Origin of the sequence: Kitasatospora sp. NBC_00070 (assembly GCF_045041205.1) — a bacterium.
In the GTDB taxonomy this organism is placed as follows: Bacteria; Actinomycetota; Actinomycetes; order Streptomycetales; family Streptomycetaceae; genus Kitasatospora.
In genome coordinates, this window is record NZ_CP108248.1 from 441,264 (window position 1) to 457,446 (window position 16,183).

Sequence of the window (16,183 nt, forward strand, 5' to 3'; positions counted from 1 at the left end):
GGGGTGTGTCAGGCCGGGTCCTCGGCGAACGAACTGCAGGTGCTGGAGCCACCCTGGCAGGTGTTACCGCGGCAGTCGCTGCTTGCTGTTCGGGCGAGCGGCCACCACCACGGCGATGTCGAGCGCGAACTCGTCGAACTCCCCACTGTTGTCGGGCCGTTCGCCCGTAACACCACCTCCCCTGCCCCCACCGACACCTCGCCTGCATCCCACCCGGCCGCGCCGCCCTGCGCACCGGAGCCCACGCCTGGGGCATCACCGGCCAGGTCCTGGACGACCTCCTCACCATCGGCGCCGAACTGCTCACCAACGCCGCCCGGCACCATCCGCGTCACACTGCGCCTGGCACCGGTGGGGGACCGCGCCTGCATCGAAGCTGCCGATCCCCGACGCCGGCTGCCCCGGCCCGGCACCCGCCTCGGCGACCAGGAGACTCAGCATCGACGCGGCCTGCTGATGGTCGCCGCCCTCGCCCACCGCTGGGGTGACCCTGGCCGCAGTCGGCAAGGTGGTCTGGGCAGAGCTCGTCCTCCACGACCCGGCCGACGTCCCGACCCTCACGCGCCAGGCCCGTCACGCTGCAGCCCTGGCCGACATTCTCACCGCAGGCCGCCAACGCCCCACCCGCTGATCGGGCCGGACGAGCGTCGGCGGGGAACCGGCGACGGGTGCGGCCGGCTCATCGAGCGCCTGGGTGAAGGGCCGCTCCAGCAGCCGGGGCCAGGCCGCCGTGCCCCGCGGCTGGCGCTGACTGACAGGGGCGAAACGTCCAGCGACGGCAAGCTCCGGTGGGCTCGCCGGTTCACGAGCAACCGTCAAGAGTTGTGGATGTGGTTCAGAGACCGCCCACTTGGCGGCGAGGCCGACTGCCTCTGAGGCCGTCGGCCTTTCGGACAGCTTCTTGAGAGTCAGAAGTTGCTTGCGCATCATGATGAAATCGCCCGAGACAAGGAGCCTACGGCCTCTTCCCCGGCCTGGGCCGAGGAACGGCTTCCCGGCAACAGGTGGTTGCGTCCAGGGAAGTGGTGTACGGGTTCCATCCGTTCCGGAGGTTTTGTCCCGATAGTGGGTGTCGCCTCAGGACGTGAGACGGTCAGCGGGCGGAGCCCCCGCGCGGCTGCTTGACGCTGATCCAGTCCGGCCGAACCTGCAACGGACAACTGGTTCGACATGCCGCGGCACTGGAGATACGGGAGGCTTGTCCTCCGCCGTGCGGACTGGAGGCATTCATGACGCTACAGGGCCTGCTGGAGTCCGCCGCCGCACTGCAAGCTGAGCTGGTGGCGTTGCGGCGGGCTATCCACCAGGAGCCGGAGATCGGTCTGCACCTGCCGTCGACACAGGCCAAGGTTCTGGCCGCAGTAGGGGGCCTGGGCCTGGAGGTGACGCTGGGCGAGAAGCTGAGCAGCATCACGGCCGTGTTGCGTGGCGGGCGCCCAGGGCCGACAGTCCTGTTGCGCGGGGACATGGACGCGCTGCTGGTACAGGAGGCCAGCAACCTGCCGTTCGCGTCAAGGGTCGCGGGGGCAATGCACGCGTGTGGCCACGACCTGCACACGGCCGGCCTGGTGGGCGCGGCGAGATTGCTGGCCGAGCGCCGGGAGCTGCTGGCAGGGTCAGTGATCTTCATGTTCCAGCCGGGGGAGGAGGGCTGGAGCGGTGCCAAGATCATGATTGACGAAGGGGTACTGGCCGCTGCCGGCAGTACGGTGGTGGCTGCCTACGGGCTGCACGTGATCAGCTCCCGCTGGCCCGGCGGCGTCTTCGCGGGGCGCCCGGGCACGGCGATGGCTGCGAATGACATCCTGCGGGCCACCCTGCGCGGCCGCAGCGGCCACGGCTCCGCACCGCACCTGGCAAGGGACCCGATCCCGGCGCTGTGCGAGGTGGTCACGGCCCTGCAGACGATGGTGACCCGCCGCTGCGACATCTTCGACCCGGTCGTGGTGACCGTGGGGAACATCCACGGAGGCACCAGCAGCAATGTGATCCCGGACGACGCCCACTTCGATGCCACCGTGCGCACCTTCTCGCCCGAACAACGGGAGCGGGTGGAAGGGGAGGCGCTGCAGCTCGTACAAGGCGTAGCCCACGCTCACGGGCTTGAGGCCGACGCGCGCTGGGAGAAGGGGTACCCACTCACCGTCAACGACGCCACACGGATGGAACATGTCGCCCAGACCGTCCGCGACCTGTTCGGCAGAGACCGGTTCCAGCCCATGCCGCAGCCGCTCGCGGGCGCGGAGGACTTCTCCTACGTCAGCGAACAGGTGCCCTCGGCCTTCTTCTTCCTCGGCGCATGCCCACCGGACGCTGATCCGGCGACAGCTGCCTACAACCATTCCTCCGAGGCGATCTTCGACGATGCGGTTCTGGCCGACGGCGCCGCGCTGCTCGCGGCACTGGCGCTGCGGCACCTCGCCGCGGCCTGAGTGCAGTCGTGCGCACCCCGGCACTGTTGTTGGTCAGGGATCTGAACATCGGGCAGTCGGCCGATCCCAAGCATGTCGCGGGTGCGGCCATGCTGGCGCCCGGCCCGCGCACCGAAAATCAGGACCAGGTCTCCCTACTTTCCCAGAACATCTCCAGGCCAATCAAAATATCCCCAGAATTGCCCCATTAACAATTGTTGACGAGCTTATCGAAATTGAACTCAACAAGCTGCTGGGGCCGTGACTGATCAAGTCTCTGGTTACGCGTGAGCTGGCTGGAGCCGGGGATTTCGGCGGACAGATCCCGCAGGACAGCCGTGGGGTTGAGGCCGCGCTTGCAGGCGGCGGACAGATAGGAGCGCACCATCAGCCAGGTCGGCCCGTCAAGAGTTCGCTAGCCTCGATCTTGCATGACGGCTCGTCAGCTCGGCTGGCGGGCCGTTTCTGCTTGTCCGGGCTGGGTCTTCTGCCTATAGAAATACCGAGGGCCCGACTGGCGCGTCGGTTGGGCGCCGGGTTCCACGGTTCCGGATGTTGTCTGGTGTTCGTCGGGATGGGGTGATGTCGCTGGTCAGCCGGGGTCCGGCAGGGCGTGCAGGCGCTCGAAGGCACTGGTGATCGTGTCGGTCCAGGGCCAGTGGCGGGCCAGGCGGAGGTAGCGGCGGCGGCCGGTGGTGACGAGCTGGGCGGCGGCGGAGAACAGCCGCAGCCGTAGGCGTTTGGGTTCCCATCGGCGGGCGGTGCCGGTCAGGGCGAGCATGGGCATCCAGGCGAGCAGGTCGAGTGCGAGCTGGACGATCTCCAGCCAGATCTGGTTCTGGGTGGCCTGGTGGAGGGGCAGGTTGCGCAGTCCGGTGTCGCGGGCGGCGCGGATGCGGTCCTCAGCGCGGGCCCGCTGGCGGTGCCGCAGCTCCAGCCGGGCGATCGGGGTGCCGGTGGAGTTGGTGGCGAAGCAGGTCAGGCGCATGCCGTCGGCGTCGGTGAAGCGCAACTGGGCTCCGGGGTGGGGCCGTTCCTTGCGGACGATGAGCCGCATCCCCTTCGGCCAGCCTTTGAGGACATCGCCGGCGAGCTCGGCAACCCAGGCGCCGTCGCGGATCTCTCCGCCGGGTTCGACTGCGGGGGTCCAGGCAGAGGCCGGGATCTTCAGCACGGCCTGGTGGATGCCGCCGGTGATGGTCATCCCCACCGAGTAGGACAGCCACCGGCCGCGTGTGGTGAGCCAGTTCAGGAAGTCGTGGGTGCCGCCGGCGGAGTCGGTGCGGATCAGGGTTCGGCGTCCGCGCCGGTACTTCTTCGGTAGCTGGGCCAGTGCCGTCCGGGCCGCTTCGATGTGGTCTGCGGCCGTGTTGCTGCCGGCGTTCCCCGGCCGCAGCAGCCCGGCGACCGGCTCTCCAGACCCGCCTGGGCCGTGGTCGACGAACGCGAACAGCGGGTGGTGCCCGAACGTCTTCTTCCAGGTCTTGGCCGCGTCCTGCTTTTCGGAGTGCGCGAGGACCAGCACTCCGTCGATGTCCACGACCACCTCGCCGCCCACGTGCGGGGCCGCCTCGCCGGCCAACCGCCAGACCCGCTCGCGGACTTCGGCCCGCGCCCGCCGGATCGCCCCCAGTGCACGGGGCCCGGCCGCGGCGAGGGTGTCGACCAGGCGCGAGACGGTCGGGTCGGAGGCCACCGGGCCGAACACGGCGGGCTCGGCCCGCAGCATCGCGACATCAGCCAGGCAGTCCCCGCCAAGGGCCACCGCGAGCGCGACGTCCAGCAGGACCTTGCCCGGGTCATGGACGGCCCGAGCCTTGCGCCACGGCGCCAGTGCCGTCGATATCGCCGCGTCCAACCCTGTCTTGCGGGCGGTCTCGACCAGCAGCACGGCGCCGGACTGCGAGACCACCCCGCGGCCACCGCCCTCGACGCGGACACGCGGATACGACCCGGTACGCTTACTCACCTGGAAAGTGCCTCCGACCGGGGCGGGAACAGGGACCTAGACAATCCTCATTCTCGCTGGTCAGAGGCCCTTTCTGCTTTCCTGACCACCCGTCGGACAGCTGGCCTCATGAAAGCCCGAGGCTAACCCCGGAGACCTTCATCCGACCTTGATCATACGAATGTCCTGCCTCGCGCGTTCTACCAGCCGTCCTGCGCTGCGAGCCCGGCGGGCCTGCGGAACGGGCTGCCCCGAGCAAGGTGGCTTCGAGGATTTGGTGGAGTCCGTTGCCACCTGCCGCTTCAAGCCGACGATCTCGACATCCTGTGCGGCGACCCGTCGCTCAGGCCGCTTGATCGCAGGGCCCTGATCCGCGACCAGGCACACGAGGCTCGCCCACGACGGGCACCGACAGCTGGAAGCTCCCACGGCCGTGGCGGACTGAAGACACGATCATCCGCAGGTCACACGACTCGTTGGCAGTCATCTGGAATTTGTCATGACAACCCCGCGGAAGGCCCGTAAAAATTCAGCTCCTGGGTGGGCAGGGACGGGTTCCTCTTCGCGCAACAGTGGCCCCTTCCTCTCCTGCTCGCACGTGACGCACGGCATAGTAAGAAATCTAAGGAGCAAAAGCGGCAGCCGGAATCTCAGGCCTGACCGCCGTGAGAAGTGGATGCCGCCGTTTACCTACGCAGCTGGCAGCACGGTGCTGGTTCCCCACGTCCCAGCTTGCTCCGCCGCCGCCTCGCTTTGGCTCCGGGAAGCACCAGCGCTCGATCCAGGCGGCTTCGTATCCGCCCCGGCCCACTTACCCTGCGAGGAGTCCCGCCTATGCCTCGTCTCGCAGCCGCAGCTGCAGGCCTCGTGGCAGCCGCTGTGGTCATGGTCCGATACCTGCCCCGGCTCGTTGCCTCGGTGCGCCGCAGAATTTTTCTCAAGACGGACACGACACTGGTCGTTCCCGGCCCATCGGTCGGCGCCGAGTACTTCCAGGAGGTCTACCGGCATCCCGCAGCACGGCAGCGGCGACACGGAGCCGCACTCTCTGACCTGCACTTCCTCTGGTTCGGTCCTCAGGCGGGGCTGCACCCGGAGAACCTCGAACACGGCGCTCTCTACGATGAGCTGGCTCCCGTCACCCGGGCTCTGCTGAGCGTGACCCCAGAGGAGACGACCCGCCTGGCACACCAGTGCATGGGCACCGCCGTCCACGAAGCGGTGCCGCGGTCCGGCATCCATGCGGTCCGGCTCCGTGATGTCATTGCCCCCGGGTGGGCCGAGTTCTTCTTCCGCCTGCTTTTCGATGAGCCCTGCCCGGCAGAGGTCCGATCGCTGATCACGTCCTACTCGGCAAACCTCTTTGACACCATCAAGGCCAGCTCGAGACCGAAGCCTTCCCTGGCCGAGCAGCTCGACGCCGTGGTGCTCACCCGTCTCCCCCAACTTCGAAAGCCCCTGCGCACGCCGTCCCTCACCTCCGAGGAGCAAGCCGCCTACCTCCGATTGGTGTTCTTTGGCAGCGGTGTCGGCCAGATGACCGAGGCCACGACCCATGTCTGCATGGCACTCGCCAGTGACGACCACCTGCAGAGCCAGCTGGCAGCCGACCCCGGCAACTGTGAACTCCTCGGTTCGATCATCAACGAGACGCTCCGGATGTACCCGCTGTTCGGGTTCTCGCATCGGATCTTGACCCAGGACATCACTCTGAGCAATGGCAGGCGAATCCCCCAGGGGACGGTCGTCTGTTTCGACTACCCCTCCTTCCAGCGGGCCGGCCTACCCGCCCCTGACACCTTCCGCCCCGGCCGCTGGACCTCGGAGGGCTCCCCTGTTCCGGAGAACTTCACACCCTTCGGAGTGCCAGGTGCACGTTCCTGCCCTGCCCGTGGCCTGGCCACCAGCACCCTCCCCGTGGCCATCACCGAGATCGTGACCGCACTGGTACTGGCGACCAGTGCCGGCCACCCCAGGTCCCTGGCCAACCGCGGCCCGTGCCTGGTCTGGCCCCGCACAGATCCGCCTCCGCGTCACCTGGCCTCCGCACTCCGGCTGCACCGGGCGGGCGACTCGGGTGCCACCGCGGCGCTCGCGGCGAAGCAGCTCGTACTCACGTGGCGGATGGTGCGTCTGGCTCGTCTTCAACACCCGTGCGCACGCCACTACGCTTCCCTCGACGCCCTGGCCCAGCCGGGCGTCCCCTCCTCCCAAGGACGATCGTGCCCCCGCCGGTGACGCCCCCTCACCGACGGGCCGTGCCGGCCGTCTGCTCTGGCCAGCGGAGAGGACACCTGCGATGACCAGAGGCGACCACCACGGCATAGCCGCGCACTTGGCCCACGCCACGCGTCGGGTGCCCGCGGCAGTGCATCAGCGCCGCTGGGCGATCCACACCATCATGGTGTTCAGCCTGCTGGTGGTCATGGTCGACAACTCGATCCTCAACGTCGCGCTGAAGACAATCGCGACACCCAAACCCGTGGGCCTCGGGGCCAGCCAGAGCCAATTGGAATGGGCGGTCACCGCCTACACCCTCGTATTCGTCAGTCTGCTCTTCACCGCCGGTTCACTCAGCGACCGCCTCAGCCGCAAAAAGGTCCTACTGTTCGGCATGTCGGTGTTCGGCACAGGGTCGTTGCTGTGCTCCCTGGCGGACAGCCCCGCTGAGCTGATCGCATACCGCGCCGTCATGGGCTTCGGCGGTGCCTTCGTACTGCCTGCCACACTGGCCATCATCATGAATGTCTTCGAGCGGGAGGAACAGCCGAAGGCCATCGGAGCCTGGTCCGGTGCAGCGGGCATGGCCCTCGCGCTCGGCCCGGTCACAGGCGGCCTGCTGCTGGCGCACTTCTGGTGGGGCTCGGTCTTCCTGGTCAACATACCGATCGTGGCAGTAGTGCTGGTCGGCACGGCTTACCTGGTCCCCGACAGTCGCGGCCCAAAGCCCGGCAGACTCGACCCCTTGGGTGTGCTGCTCTCGATGGCCGGCCTGGTCCTGCTCGTCTACGGCATTATCAGAGGCGGAGAGGGCGCTGACTTCGGCGCTGCCGAGAGCTGGGCCCCGATCCTCGCAGGGCTTGCTCTGGTGGCACTGTTTGTTCTGGACCAGAAACGTTCAACACATCCGATGCTCACCGTCTCCTGGTTCCGGAACAGGTATTTCTCCGCCTCGGTCGTCATTATCGGTCTCGCATTCTTCGCGCTGATGGGCGTCACGTTCGTCAGCGCCTTCTATCTCCAAAGCGTGCGCGACTACAGCCCGCTCCAGGCTGGCCTGCTACTGCTCCCCCTCGCTCTTGCGCAAATGATCCTGGCCCCTCGGGCGCAGCTGGTCGTGGGCCGCCTGGGCGTCAAATCAACCGTTGGCCTAGGGATGGCGTTCATATCCATCGCATTCGTCGGTTTTCTCCTCCTCGGCCGCACCACCGGAATCTGGGTCCTGGAGGTCATCGCCTTTGCCCAGGGCACAGGCATGGCCCTCGTGCAGCCGCCCGCGTCCGTCGTCATCATGACCAGCCTGTCGCACGAGGAGGCGGGCTCCGGATCGGCAGTCAGTAACACCTTCCGTCAGATGGGCATCTCCCTCGGAGTCGCGGTCCTCGGGGCGCTGCTGTCGACCACATACCGGAGCAGCGTCCAGGCCGACCTAACCTCCCTGCCCCCAGCGCTGCGCAGCACGGCAGGTGAGTCGATCGAGGGCACCCTCGGTGTGGCCGCAAAGCTTGGCCTGCGTGCGAGCGAGATCGTCGACCCCGCGAAGGACGCCTTCATCCATGCCATGCACATCGCTGCCCTAGGTGCGGCCACGGCCTCGGCGCTCGGGCTGGTCGTTGCGCTCGCTTTCCTGCCTGGCAAGAGTCCGGCTCCTCATGAGCAGGAGCGCTAGCCTCAATACCGGTAGGCATCTTCGGCGTCCGACGAAAGCCGAGGGCCGCTCGCACGCGGGGCCGGCAGCGGGGTTCTCCTGCGCTGGGCATGGTGGAGCGGCTCGACCTGGTCGAGGACCACCGGCCGAGGGCCTGTGGGGGAGCGCGGCGAGGGCCTCGCGGGCGCCGAGCTGGCCGGTTTCGGCCGGCGCCAGGTCCACGACGTCCCCTGGTCATCGTGCACGTCACCGAGTACCAGCTCCACAAGGTCTGCTGTGACTGCGGACATACCGTCACCGCCCATACCCCTGCAGGAGGAGCAATGCTCAAGACCTGTGGATCGGTTCCGGGATGGCACGCGGAGGGCGTACCTTCCCGATTGATCCTTTGATGGTCACCGAGTAGGCCCGCGTTGCAGCGCGGGTCGGGAAGGCACGCCCGTGCTCAGCGTAGTCACCGACGACGGCTCCACCCAGTCCGGCTCCCTGATCGATGAGATCGTCCGCGAGGGCGCCCGCCGGATGCTGGCCGCCGCGCTGGAGGCCGAAGTCAACCAGTACATAGCCGAGTTGGCGGCCGAGACCGACGGGCGCGGGCACCGCCTGGTGGTCCGCAACGGCCACCACCGGCCCCGGACCGTGACCACCGCAGCCGGGCCGGTCGAGGTCACCGCGCCGCGGGTGAACGACCGCCGCGTCGACGAGGCCACCGGCGAGCGCAAGCGGTTCTCCTCGAAGATCCTTGCGCCGTGGTGCCGCAAGTCGCCCAAGGTCAGCGAAGTGCTGCCGCTCCTCTACCTGCACGGCCTGTCGTCCGGGGACTTCGTGCCCGCGTTGGAGCAGTTCCTCGGCTCGGCTGCCGGGCTGTCGCCGGCCACAGTGACCCGGCTGACGAAGCAGTGGGGCGACGACCACACGGCTTTCCAAGCCCGGGACCTGTCCGACCGCGACTTCGTCTACGTGTGGGCCGACGGCGTGCACCCCAAGATCCGGCTGGGGCAGGCACACTCGTGCGTCCTGGTCCTGCTCGGCGTCCGCCTGGACGGCACGAAGGAGCTGATCGCGCTCGCGGAGGGGCTGCGCGAGTCCACGGAGTCGTGGGCCGACCTGCTGCGGGACTGCCGCCGCCGGGGAATGCGCGACCCCGAACTGGTCGTCGGCGACGGCGCGATGGGACTGTGGAAGGCCTTGGCCGAGGTGTTCCCCGCCGCCCGGCATCAGAGGTGCTGGGTTCACAAATCCCGCAATGTCACGAATGCTCTGCCGAAGTCCGCCCAGCCTGGCGCGTTGAAGGCGATGCAGGAGATCTACAACGCCGAGGACCGCGCGCACGCTGAGAAGGCGATCGAGGCGTTCGCGCGCACCTACGGCACCAAGTGGCCCAAGGCCGTCGCGAAGATCGCCGACGACGCGGAGGAACTGCTGGCGTTCTACGACTTCCCGGCCGAGCACTGGATCCACCTGCGGACCACGAACCCGATCGAATCGACGTTCTCGACCGTCAAGTTGCGGACCAAGGTCACCCGCGGGGCCGGCAGCCCGGCCGCGGCCCTCGCGATGGTGTTCAAGCTCGTCGAGTCCGCCCAGGAACGCTGGCGCGCGATCACCGGCGCCCACCTCGTCGCTCTGGTCCGCTCCGGCGCCCGCTTCGAGAACGGCATCCTGGTCGAGCGCACCGAGGCGGCGGCATGACCGAGCCCCTCAACCCCGGCAGTCACGCGGTCGAGGTGGAACTGGCGATCGATCAGATCACCATCGTGAGTCTGGCCGAGGCCACAGTCACCGTGCGCTGCATGCTTGGGCCGGTTCGCTGCGGCGCCCGCTTCGACCGCATCCACGACTCGGCGGAAGCCATCGACCTGGAACTGACGAAGATCCTCGCCTACCACCGTTCCGTCGATGAACTCGACCCCGTCCACACCGCGCTCGTGACCCTCCGAGGCACAGGAGTTCAACTCCTGACTTCAGCCACCCCGCGCTCCCGCTGGCAGTCCATCCGGGGAACCAACCCGCTGCCATGACCAAGCCATCCACAGGTATTGACTATTGCTCTGCAGGAGCGGCGGGCGCCCCCCGCGTCCTACGAGCCGAGCCGCACCTATGCCCTCTCGCGGTGTGATTACTGGTCCTCCAGCGCGCCCTGTCGAGCGGGCCTCCCAACAGGGGTCCTGCCCGCCGAGCCCGACTTCACCGACCGTCTGGCAGCACCGCCTCAGCCGTAACGGCCCGGCATTGCCTTGAGACGCTCTGGCAGGCGGGCCGCTTCGATGTGAAGGGGTATGGGGTGGCCGTCCAGGGCGGTGTCGGTGCGGGAGGTGACGGCGTCGGCGAGCCGGTTCAGCAGGTCAAGGCCCTTGTCGCCGTCGCCGAGGCGGATTTCCAGGCTGCCGAGGTTGACCAGTGGCTCCATGGCGCGGTTGGCCAGGGGGCCGTTCAGCGGTTGGGCCCGCAGGTAGAGGTCTGCGTGCTCCCGGCACAGCCGCCGGGCTTCCACAGGCAGGCCCTGGTCGGCGGCGAGCAGCGCGGCGAGGTTGTGGACGGCGGAGGCGCTGGTCAGGTTGTCGGTTTCGTCTGCTTCGCGGGCGAGGTCGGTCAGGCGCTGGATGCGCTCGGGCAGCGGGCGGGCGAGAGGTCGGCGGCGTTCCACCAGGGGGAAGTGGCGGATCGCGTCGGCCAGGAGGCCCGAGGTGCCGCAGGTGGGGGGCATGTCACTCCAGGTCGAGGGCAACGGTGGTGGCGGCGTTGGCGAGCAGTGCCTGTTCGGCGGCGCTGAGGCCGAGGCGGTTGAAGTGGAAGATCAGCAGGTGGGCGGTCACGGCGCGCAGGCCACGCCGGAGCTGGCCGTCGTCGTTCAGCTCCCGCAGTCGGGCCCCAGTGAAGGTGAACGAGTTGAACCAGGCTGCTGCGTAGCTAAGTTGGCCTGTGGCGAGGCGGGAGCCGGGTGCGGTGTCGACGGTCAGCAGGCGGTGGACGGAGGCCCGCAGAGTCGGACTGGTGGGCCGCTGTGCGCCGCGCAGTTCGGCGAGTTTCGCCCAGGTGTCGCCCTGCTCGTGCCAGTCCAGGGCGGCGCCGCGCATCAGCGCGGCGGCCAGCAGAACTGCCAACTCGCGCCGCTGGTCGGGCCGTTCTCCGCTGTGGACGGCGCCGAGGTAGTTCAGGGTGTGGTGGCTGTCTGCGTGGAAGTGCTGGTGGGCGGCTTCCATCCCGGCGTCGCCGCCGAAGGCTAGGGCCTCGGGTTCGTAGACCACAGGCCGCCAGTCGGCCAGCACCCCGGACCGCTGGCCGTGGTCCAGCAGGACGATGACGGCTGCGGTTGCCGCCTCTGCGCCCCGGCTGCTGGGCGGGTGGTAGCGCAGCCGCCAGCGGTCGCCCTTGCGCAGGAAGTTCCAGCTGGTGACCACGCCCGCCTGCTCCAGGGCCGTGAGGGCGGGGAGGAGGTGGGTGGCGGCGAACTGCTCGGCGCGGTTCCCGTCCACCGGGTCGGCGAGGAGTAGGTGGTGCTGGAGCCACGACGGCTCGGGCGCGGGCCAGAGCTTGGTGGGTGCCACGGCGGCCGGGGCGGGTTTGGTGCTGCTGGTCATGGTGTCGTCCCGGGTCAGGTGAGGAGGAGGCAGGCGTCCCAGCCGGAGGCGGGCAACCGGTTGAGGGCGGCGGTGTGCAGGCCGAGCGCGGTCCCGGCGGCGCCTTCGAGCAGGCCCGGCTCGGCAGGTTCGGGGGTGGGTTCGGCCAGCGTGGTGGCGCGGTCCAGCAGTCGGGCGGCGGTGAACGGGTTGCGGCAGTCGGCCGCGATCCGGCGGGCGGTCAGCAGGACCCCGGCGGTGCCGTGGCACAGCGAGGAGTCAGTGAGTTGGGCGGTCTGTGCGGGGTCGCCGAGGGCTGCGAGCAGCGCCCGCACGGCCTTGTCCTGACGGATAGGGTCGCCGGTGGCGAGGGCGGCGAGCTGCTGTGCGCGGGCGATGCCCGCAGTGCCGTAGCACCAGGACGGCCGCAGCGGGCCGGCCTGCCGTGGGTGTCCGCGCCGGACCTCGGGCGGGGTGATCGCTTCGGGCCACCACACGCCCTGCTCGTCGTCCTGCTGCCAGGTGTCCAGCCAGTCGGTGATCCGTCCGATGGCCTCCCGCTGCCCGGCTACTTCGGTCCCGTCCCTGAGGGTGAGGGCGAGCAGGGCGAGTGGGCCGGTGATGCCGTGTGCGATCCCGAAGTTGCCGTGACCGGCCGGGTAGTGGGGCGAGAGGTCACCTGTCGGCGCGACGTCGGTCCACCACCCGGGCTCGCCCCCGGGAAGCGGCTCGGTCACCCGCACCAGGTAGCGCAGTACATCCCGCAGTAGGCCGCCGTGCGGGTCACGCCGCCGCAGCAGGACACCGAGGCCGGTGAGGCCGTAGATCAGGTCGAACTCCGCGAAGATCGGGCGCTCGCCCCGGTCGATGCGGGAGTGGGCGGCTTCCAGGCGCTGCACGGTCATCCGCACTACCGTGGCGTCCAGTGCTTCGAGGGCTTGCGGGTAGTTGCCCGGTCCGGTGGTGGCGGTGTGGACAGCGAAGGCGACGGCGGGTGCGCCGAAGAACAGGCCGGTGCCGGGCGCCGACCACACTGGGGAGCGCATCGAGGCGGTCAGCCACTCGTGCGCGCTCTCCCAGCCACCGAGGCCCGTGGCGGCACGTTCGATGTGCAGCAAGGCGATCCCCGGGGCTCCCTTGGCCAGGGACTGGCCCCACTTCGCGGAGCGGCTGGCCGGAGGGCGGGCAAGCTCCGACGTGAGGTGGGTGAGGTGGGACTGGGCGCGGTTCCGCTGGTCGCCGCTCATCGGGCACCGGCCATGCGCCGGGCGGACTGCGCGCCGGCAGCGGCGCGGGCCAGCCGGTGGCACAGCTGCTCGCCTTCGTGGTCGATGCCGAGCATCCGCACGTAGTGCAGGTGCAGCAGCGACGGCAGGACATCTCCCGGAGCCAACTCGTCGTTCTTTTCGAGGTGTTGCAGGTAGTCGGTGAGGGCGGTGTCGGTGGCGCGCCAGGCGCGCAGGACGTCTCGGCCGCTCGCCGACTCCAGCAGTGCGGGCCGTCGCCCGGTGCGGTCGGCGAGGCGGACGGCCTGCTGGTGAAGCGGGCGCGGCACGGCTGCGGCGTGGCCGTGCGGGATGTGGTCGAGTAGCCAGGCCACGCCCGTCTCGTCGCCGAGCAGCCCGGTCGCAAGGGCGGTCATGCCCGCCGCCGCCAGTGCGACCGGGTCGTCGCCGCTCAGGTCGGCGTGCCGGAGCTGGAGCAGCACCGCCCGGGAGTCGGCGGCGAAGACCGTCTCAGCGAGGGTCATGGCGAACCCGCTGCCGTAGCGCCCTGTCTCGCCCTGGTAGGTGTCGAGTTGGAGACGGGTTACGAGGCCGAGGGATCGCAGCTGCCTGGCCCACTCGCCGACCCGCTCGCCGGCCAGGGTGAAGGCGGCTGCTTCCGGCAGCCGCAGCCGTAGCCGCAGGTGGGGCTGTGGGTCGGTGTGGCGAAGGAACCACCACTGTGGTGGGTGGGCCCACCGGGCGAGCAGGTCGGGCAGGTGCTCGTGCAGGATCTCGTCCTGGCGGGCGGGGTTGCCGTACACCCGGGCGTACAGCCACGCGGAGGCTCCGGGCAGGTGGCTGTCCTCGCGCCGCACCACGTGAACCGGGCCGGGTCGGCGGGCGCCGGGGAGCCGGGGTTGGGTGGCGTGGAGCTGCACGGTGATCTCGTTGGCCCGGCCCGCGCACCAGCCGTCGGCGCCGGGTCCGGGGGCCTCGCTGAGGGCGGCGGTCGGCTCGTGGTGCAGGTGCTCGCGCAGCAGCGCCAGGTGCGCGGGCACCGCCAGGTCCAGCGGCAGCTTGAGGTCGTGCTGCGTCAGGTGCACCCGGGGCGGCACCGAGTAGGTGTCCAGCCACTTCCGTGCGGCGTCCTGCCACTGCTGCCACGTCGCGGTGTGGTCGGGCAGGTCGATGGCCGCCAGGTGCCAGCGGGCCGGGGACACGATGATGCGACCACGGCGCAGGCGCGGCAGGAAGGGAAGTTTCCCGGCGGCGCCCCAGTCGAAGCCGGTGTAGACCGGGGTGAGGGCGGTGGTGATCTCGCACAGGAACCGGACGATGGGCTGGGTGTTGGCACGGAACTCGATCGCGTTCAGCACGCGTGGCTCCACGGGGCGGCCGTCGGAGAGGCGGACCAGCCACATCCGGTGCGCGTCCGCGCGCACCCCCAGCTCCTCCAGCCGGACGACCGCTCCCGCCTCGGTGCCGGGGTGTTCGCCGATGTGCAGGACAGGGAGCAGCTGCGGGGCGCGGGCGACGTTCTCCACCCGGGTGAACAGGGGCGGCGCCGAGACCTGCACCGCCAGCGCGTCACGACGCAGGGTCCGTGTGCCGGCCACGGCTGCGTTCAGGCCCTTGGGCAGCAGGTGCAGGAAGCGTCCCGTTGTGGTCCCGGCGGCGCGCGGAGCGGCCACCACCGTCAGTGTGAACGCACCCCTGTCCAGTAACTCCGGGAGTGCGGCGGCGAGATGGAAGGTCAGCTCGGCGCTCGGCTGCACCGGTCCGCCCGGCCATCCGTCCTTCGGTGCGAGGTGGTTGAGCAGGTCATCGTCCAGGAGCACTTCGAGGTGGCCTTCGACGGCGGCCTTCTGCGCGAGGGCGAGCAGGCGGGCGTCGCGGCGGCCGAGCTGCTGTGGCGGGTCCGGCATCAGCGAGTCGCGGTAGCGGGCGGGGAACCCGAACCCGGTGTCGGGGTTGACGAGCTCGGTGACGGGGACGGTAGCGCCGGGTCCGTAGTGCTCGATGTAGCGGGCATGGAAGTCGACCCAGGCCGGGTGCCCTGCGGGTCGCGGGGTGAGCCGGGCCAGCAGCTTTGCCGCCTGCTCCGCCTCCGTGCGCACCCGCTCCGGCAGCACGATCTCCCTGGGCCAATGCAGGTCCAACATCAGCGGCTGCCCGCCGCCCGGCACCAGGGCGTTCATCCGGGCGGCCAGCACCACGCGCGCCTCACGCTGCCCGACCGCGCCGCTCTGCTCGTTGTGCCAGGCGATGTCGCGGCGCACCGCCCGCAGCTCCGCGACCAGCTGCCGCACATCCAGGACCGCGTCGGCGTCGATCGCCTCGAACGTGGCGAGGACGTGGGCGAGCGGATCGACAGCGGTCATCGGCGGCCTCAGACCACTCAGCAGAACGCCCTGCTCGACCAGCACGGCGAGAACCTGCCGCACCACGACCGGGTCCTGATGCGGGTACTCCTCGCCGAGCAGCGCGGCCAGGGCCCCCAGGGACAGCGGCTTCCGGGCGGCGGCCCTCACGATCTCCACCGCCCGGGTCAGCCGCACCGATACCTCCACCGGCGCGCCGCCGCCGGGGTTCGGCCGGGCGGGCACCACGAGCCTTCGCCCGCGCTGCGTGCACAGGTCATTGGCGACCACCGGGAGCCGCTCCAGCAGCAGCGGCTCCAGGCGGCGAACGACCGCGGCCAGCCACGCCGCGTCCACCCGCGCCACCGCCAACCCCTCACCGCCGTCCGCGACCTCGGTGCTGTCGCCGAAACGGACCGGCGCGACGCCGGCGAACAGCCCGAACGGCGTCGCCCGCCCCGCCCGCAGCGCGTAGCGCATCACCGACAGCACCAGACGCCGCAACCGGGCGGGCTCGACACTGCCGCCGGCCACGACCTGCGCCACCCGACTGGTCAGCTGCGCCCCGGCCGCGACCTCTATGGCGGCTACCAACTGACTGTCCGACCAGGCCCGTTCCAGCCATCTGCGCCACCCCACGGTGGTTTGGTCCGTCTCGCCGGTCAGGTCGGGCCACCCGGCCGGAGACGTGCCCGACGGGCGGGCCGCGAGACGGGCAACCGCCGTGCCAGATGCGCGGTACATCACTGTTCCCCCAGGAATCGAAGACAGGACGGCCCGGTGCGCGGCCGATAAGGCACAGTTCGGCCGCGCACCGGGCCAGTTGGA

The 16,183-nt window shown here is 70.0% G+C and carries 10 protein-coding genes; 5 read left to right on the top strand and 5 right to left on the bottom strand.

From position 1 onward, the window contains the following. Window positions 1-1,229: 1,229 nt before the first annotated feature. Window positions 1,230-2,432 (top strand): M20 family metallopeptidase, encoded by a 1,203-nt coding sequence (locus OHV05_RS36975; protein ID WP_331730607.1) that lies wholly within the window; start codon window positions 1,230-1,232, stop codon window positions 2,430-2,432. A 571-nt stretch (window positions 2,433-3,003) separates the two neighbouring features. On the opposite strand, the gene OHV05_RS36980 is transcribed toward OHV05_RS36975, so the two are convergent. Next, window positions 3,004-4,380 carry an IS1380 family transposase gene (locus tag OHV05_RS36980; RefSeq protein WP_331730612.1) on the bottom strand — a complete coding sequence of 459 codons (1,377 nt, stop codon included), beginning with the start codon at window positions 4,378-4,380 and terminating at the stop codon, window positions 3,004-3,006. A gap of 813 nt (window positions 4,381-5,193) precedes the next feature. Between OHV05_RS36980 and OHV05_RS36985 the strand changes: the two genes are divergently transcribed. From OHV05_RS36985 to OHV05_RS37000, 4 genes are all read left to right on the top strand, one after another. Next, a complete protein-coding gene (locus OHV05_RS36985; RefSeq protein ID WP_331730615.1) occupies window positions 5,194-6,597 on the top strand; it encodes a cytochrome P450 in 1,404 nt (467 codons plus the stop codon). Between the two features lie 61 nt (window positions 6,598-6,658). Next, a complete protein-coding gene (locus OHV05_RS36990) occupies window positions 6,659-8,248 on the top strand; it encodes an MFS transporter (protein WP_331730617.1) in 1,590 nt (529 codons plus the stop codon). A 420-nt stretch (window positions 8,249-8,668) separates the two neighbouring features. Continuing rightward, window positions 8,669-9,919, top strand: a complete 1,251-nt coding sequence (locus tag OHV05_RS36995) for an IS256 family transposase (RefSeq protein WP_331730620.1) — start codon at window positions 8,669-8,671, stop codon at window positions 9,917-9,919. Then, entirely contained in the window at window positions 9,916-10,248 is a 333-nt protein-coding gene (locus OHV05_RS37000) for a hypothetical protein (protein WP_331730622.1), read from the top strand. The genes OHV05_RS36995 and OHV05_RS37000 overlap by 4 nt, the downstream gene beginning before the upstream one ends. A gap of 191 nt (window positions 10,249-10,439) precedes the next feature. Here OHV05_RS37000 and OHV05_RS37005 read toward each other — a convergent pair whose 3' ends face one another. Genes OHV05_RS37005 through OHV05_RS37020 form a run of 4 tightly spaced genes read right to left on the bottom strand, consistent with a single transcriptional unit; the run spans window position 10,440 to window position 15,994 of the window. Further along, window positions 10,440-10,934 (bottom strand): hypothetical protein, encoded by a 495-nt coding sequence (locus tag OHV05_RS37005; protein WP_331730624.1) that lies wholly within the window; start codon window positions 10,932-10,934, stop codon window positions 10,440-10,442. A gap of 1 nt (window position 10,935) precedes the next feature. Continuing rightward, on the bottom strand, window positions 10,936-11,808 hold the full coding sequence (locus tag OHV05_RS37010; protein WP_331730626.1) for a thiopeptide-type bacteriocin biosynthesis protein: 873 nt from the start codon (window positions 11,806-11,808) through the stop codon (window positions 10,936-10,938). Window positions 11,809-11,822: 14 nt separating this feature from the next. Beyond that, window positions 11,823-13,034, bottom strand: coding sequence for a lanthionine synthetase C family protein (locus OHV05_RS37015; RefSeq protein ID WP_331730628.1), 1,212 nt, complete (start codon window positions 13,032-13,034; stop codon window positions 11,823-11,825). After that, window positions 13,031-15,994, bottom strand: coding sequence for a lantibiotic dehydratase (locus tag OHV05_RS37020; RefSeq protein WP_405021678.1), 2,964 nt, complete (start codon window positions 15,992-15,994; stop codon window positions 13,031-13,033). The genes OHV05_RS37015 and OHV05_RS37020 overlap by 4 nt, the downstream gene beginning before the upstream one ends. Between the last annotated feature and the right edge of the window lie 189 nt (window positions 15,995-16,183).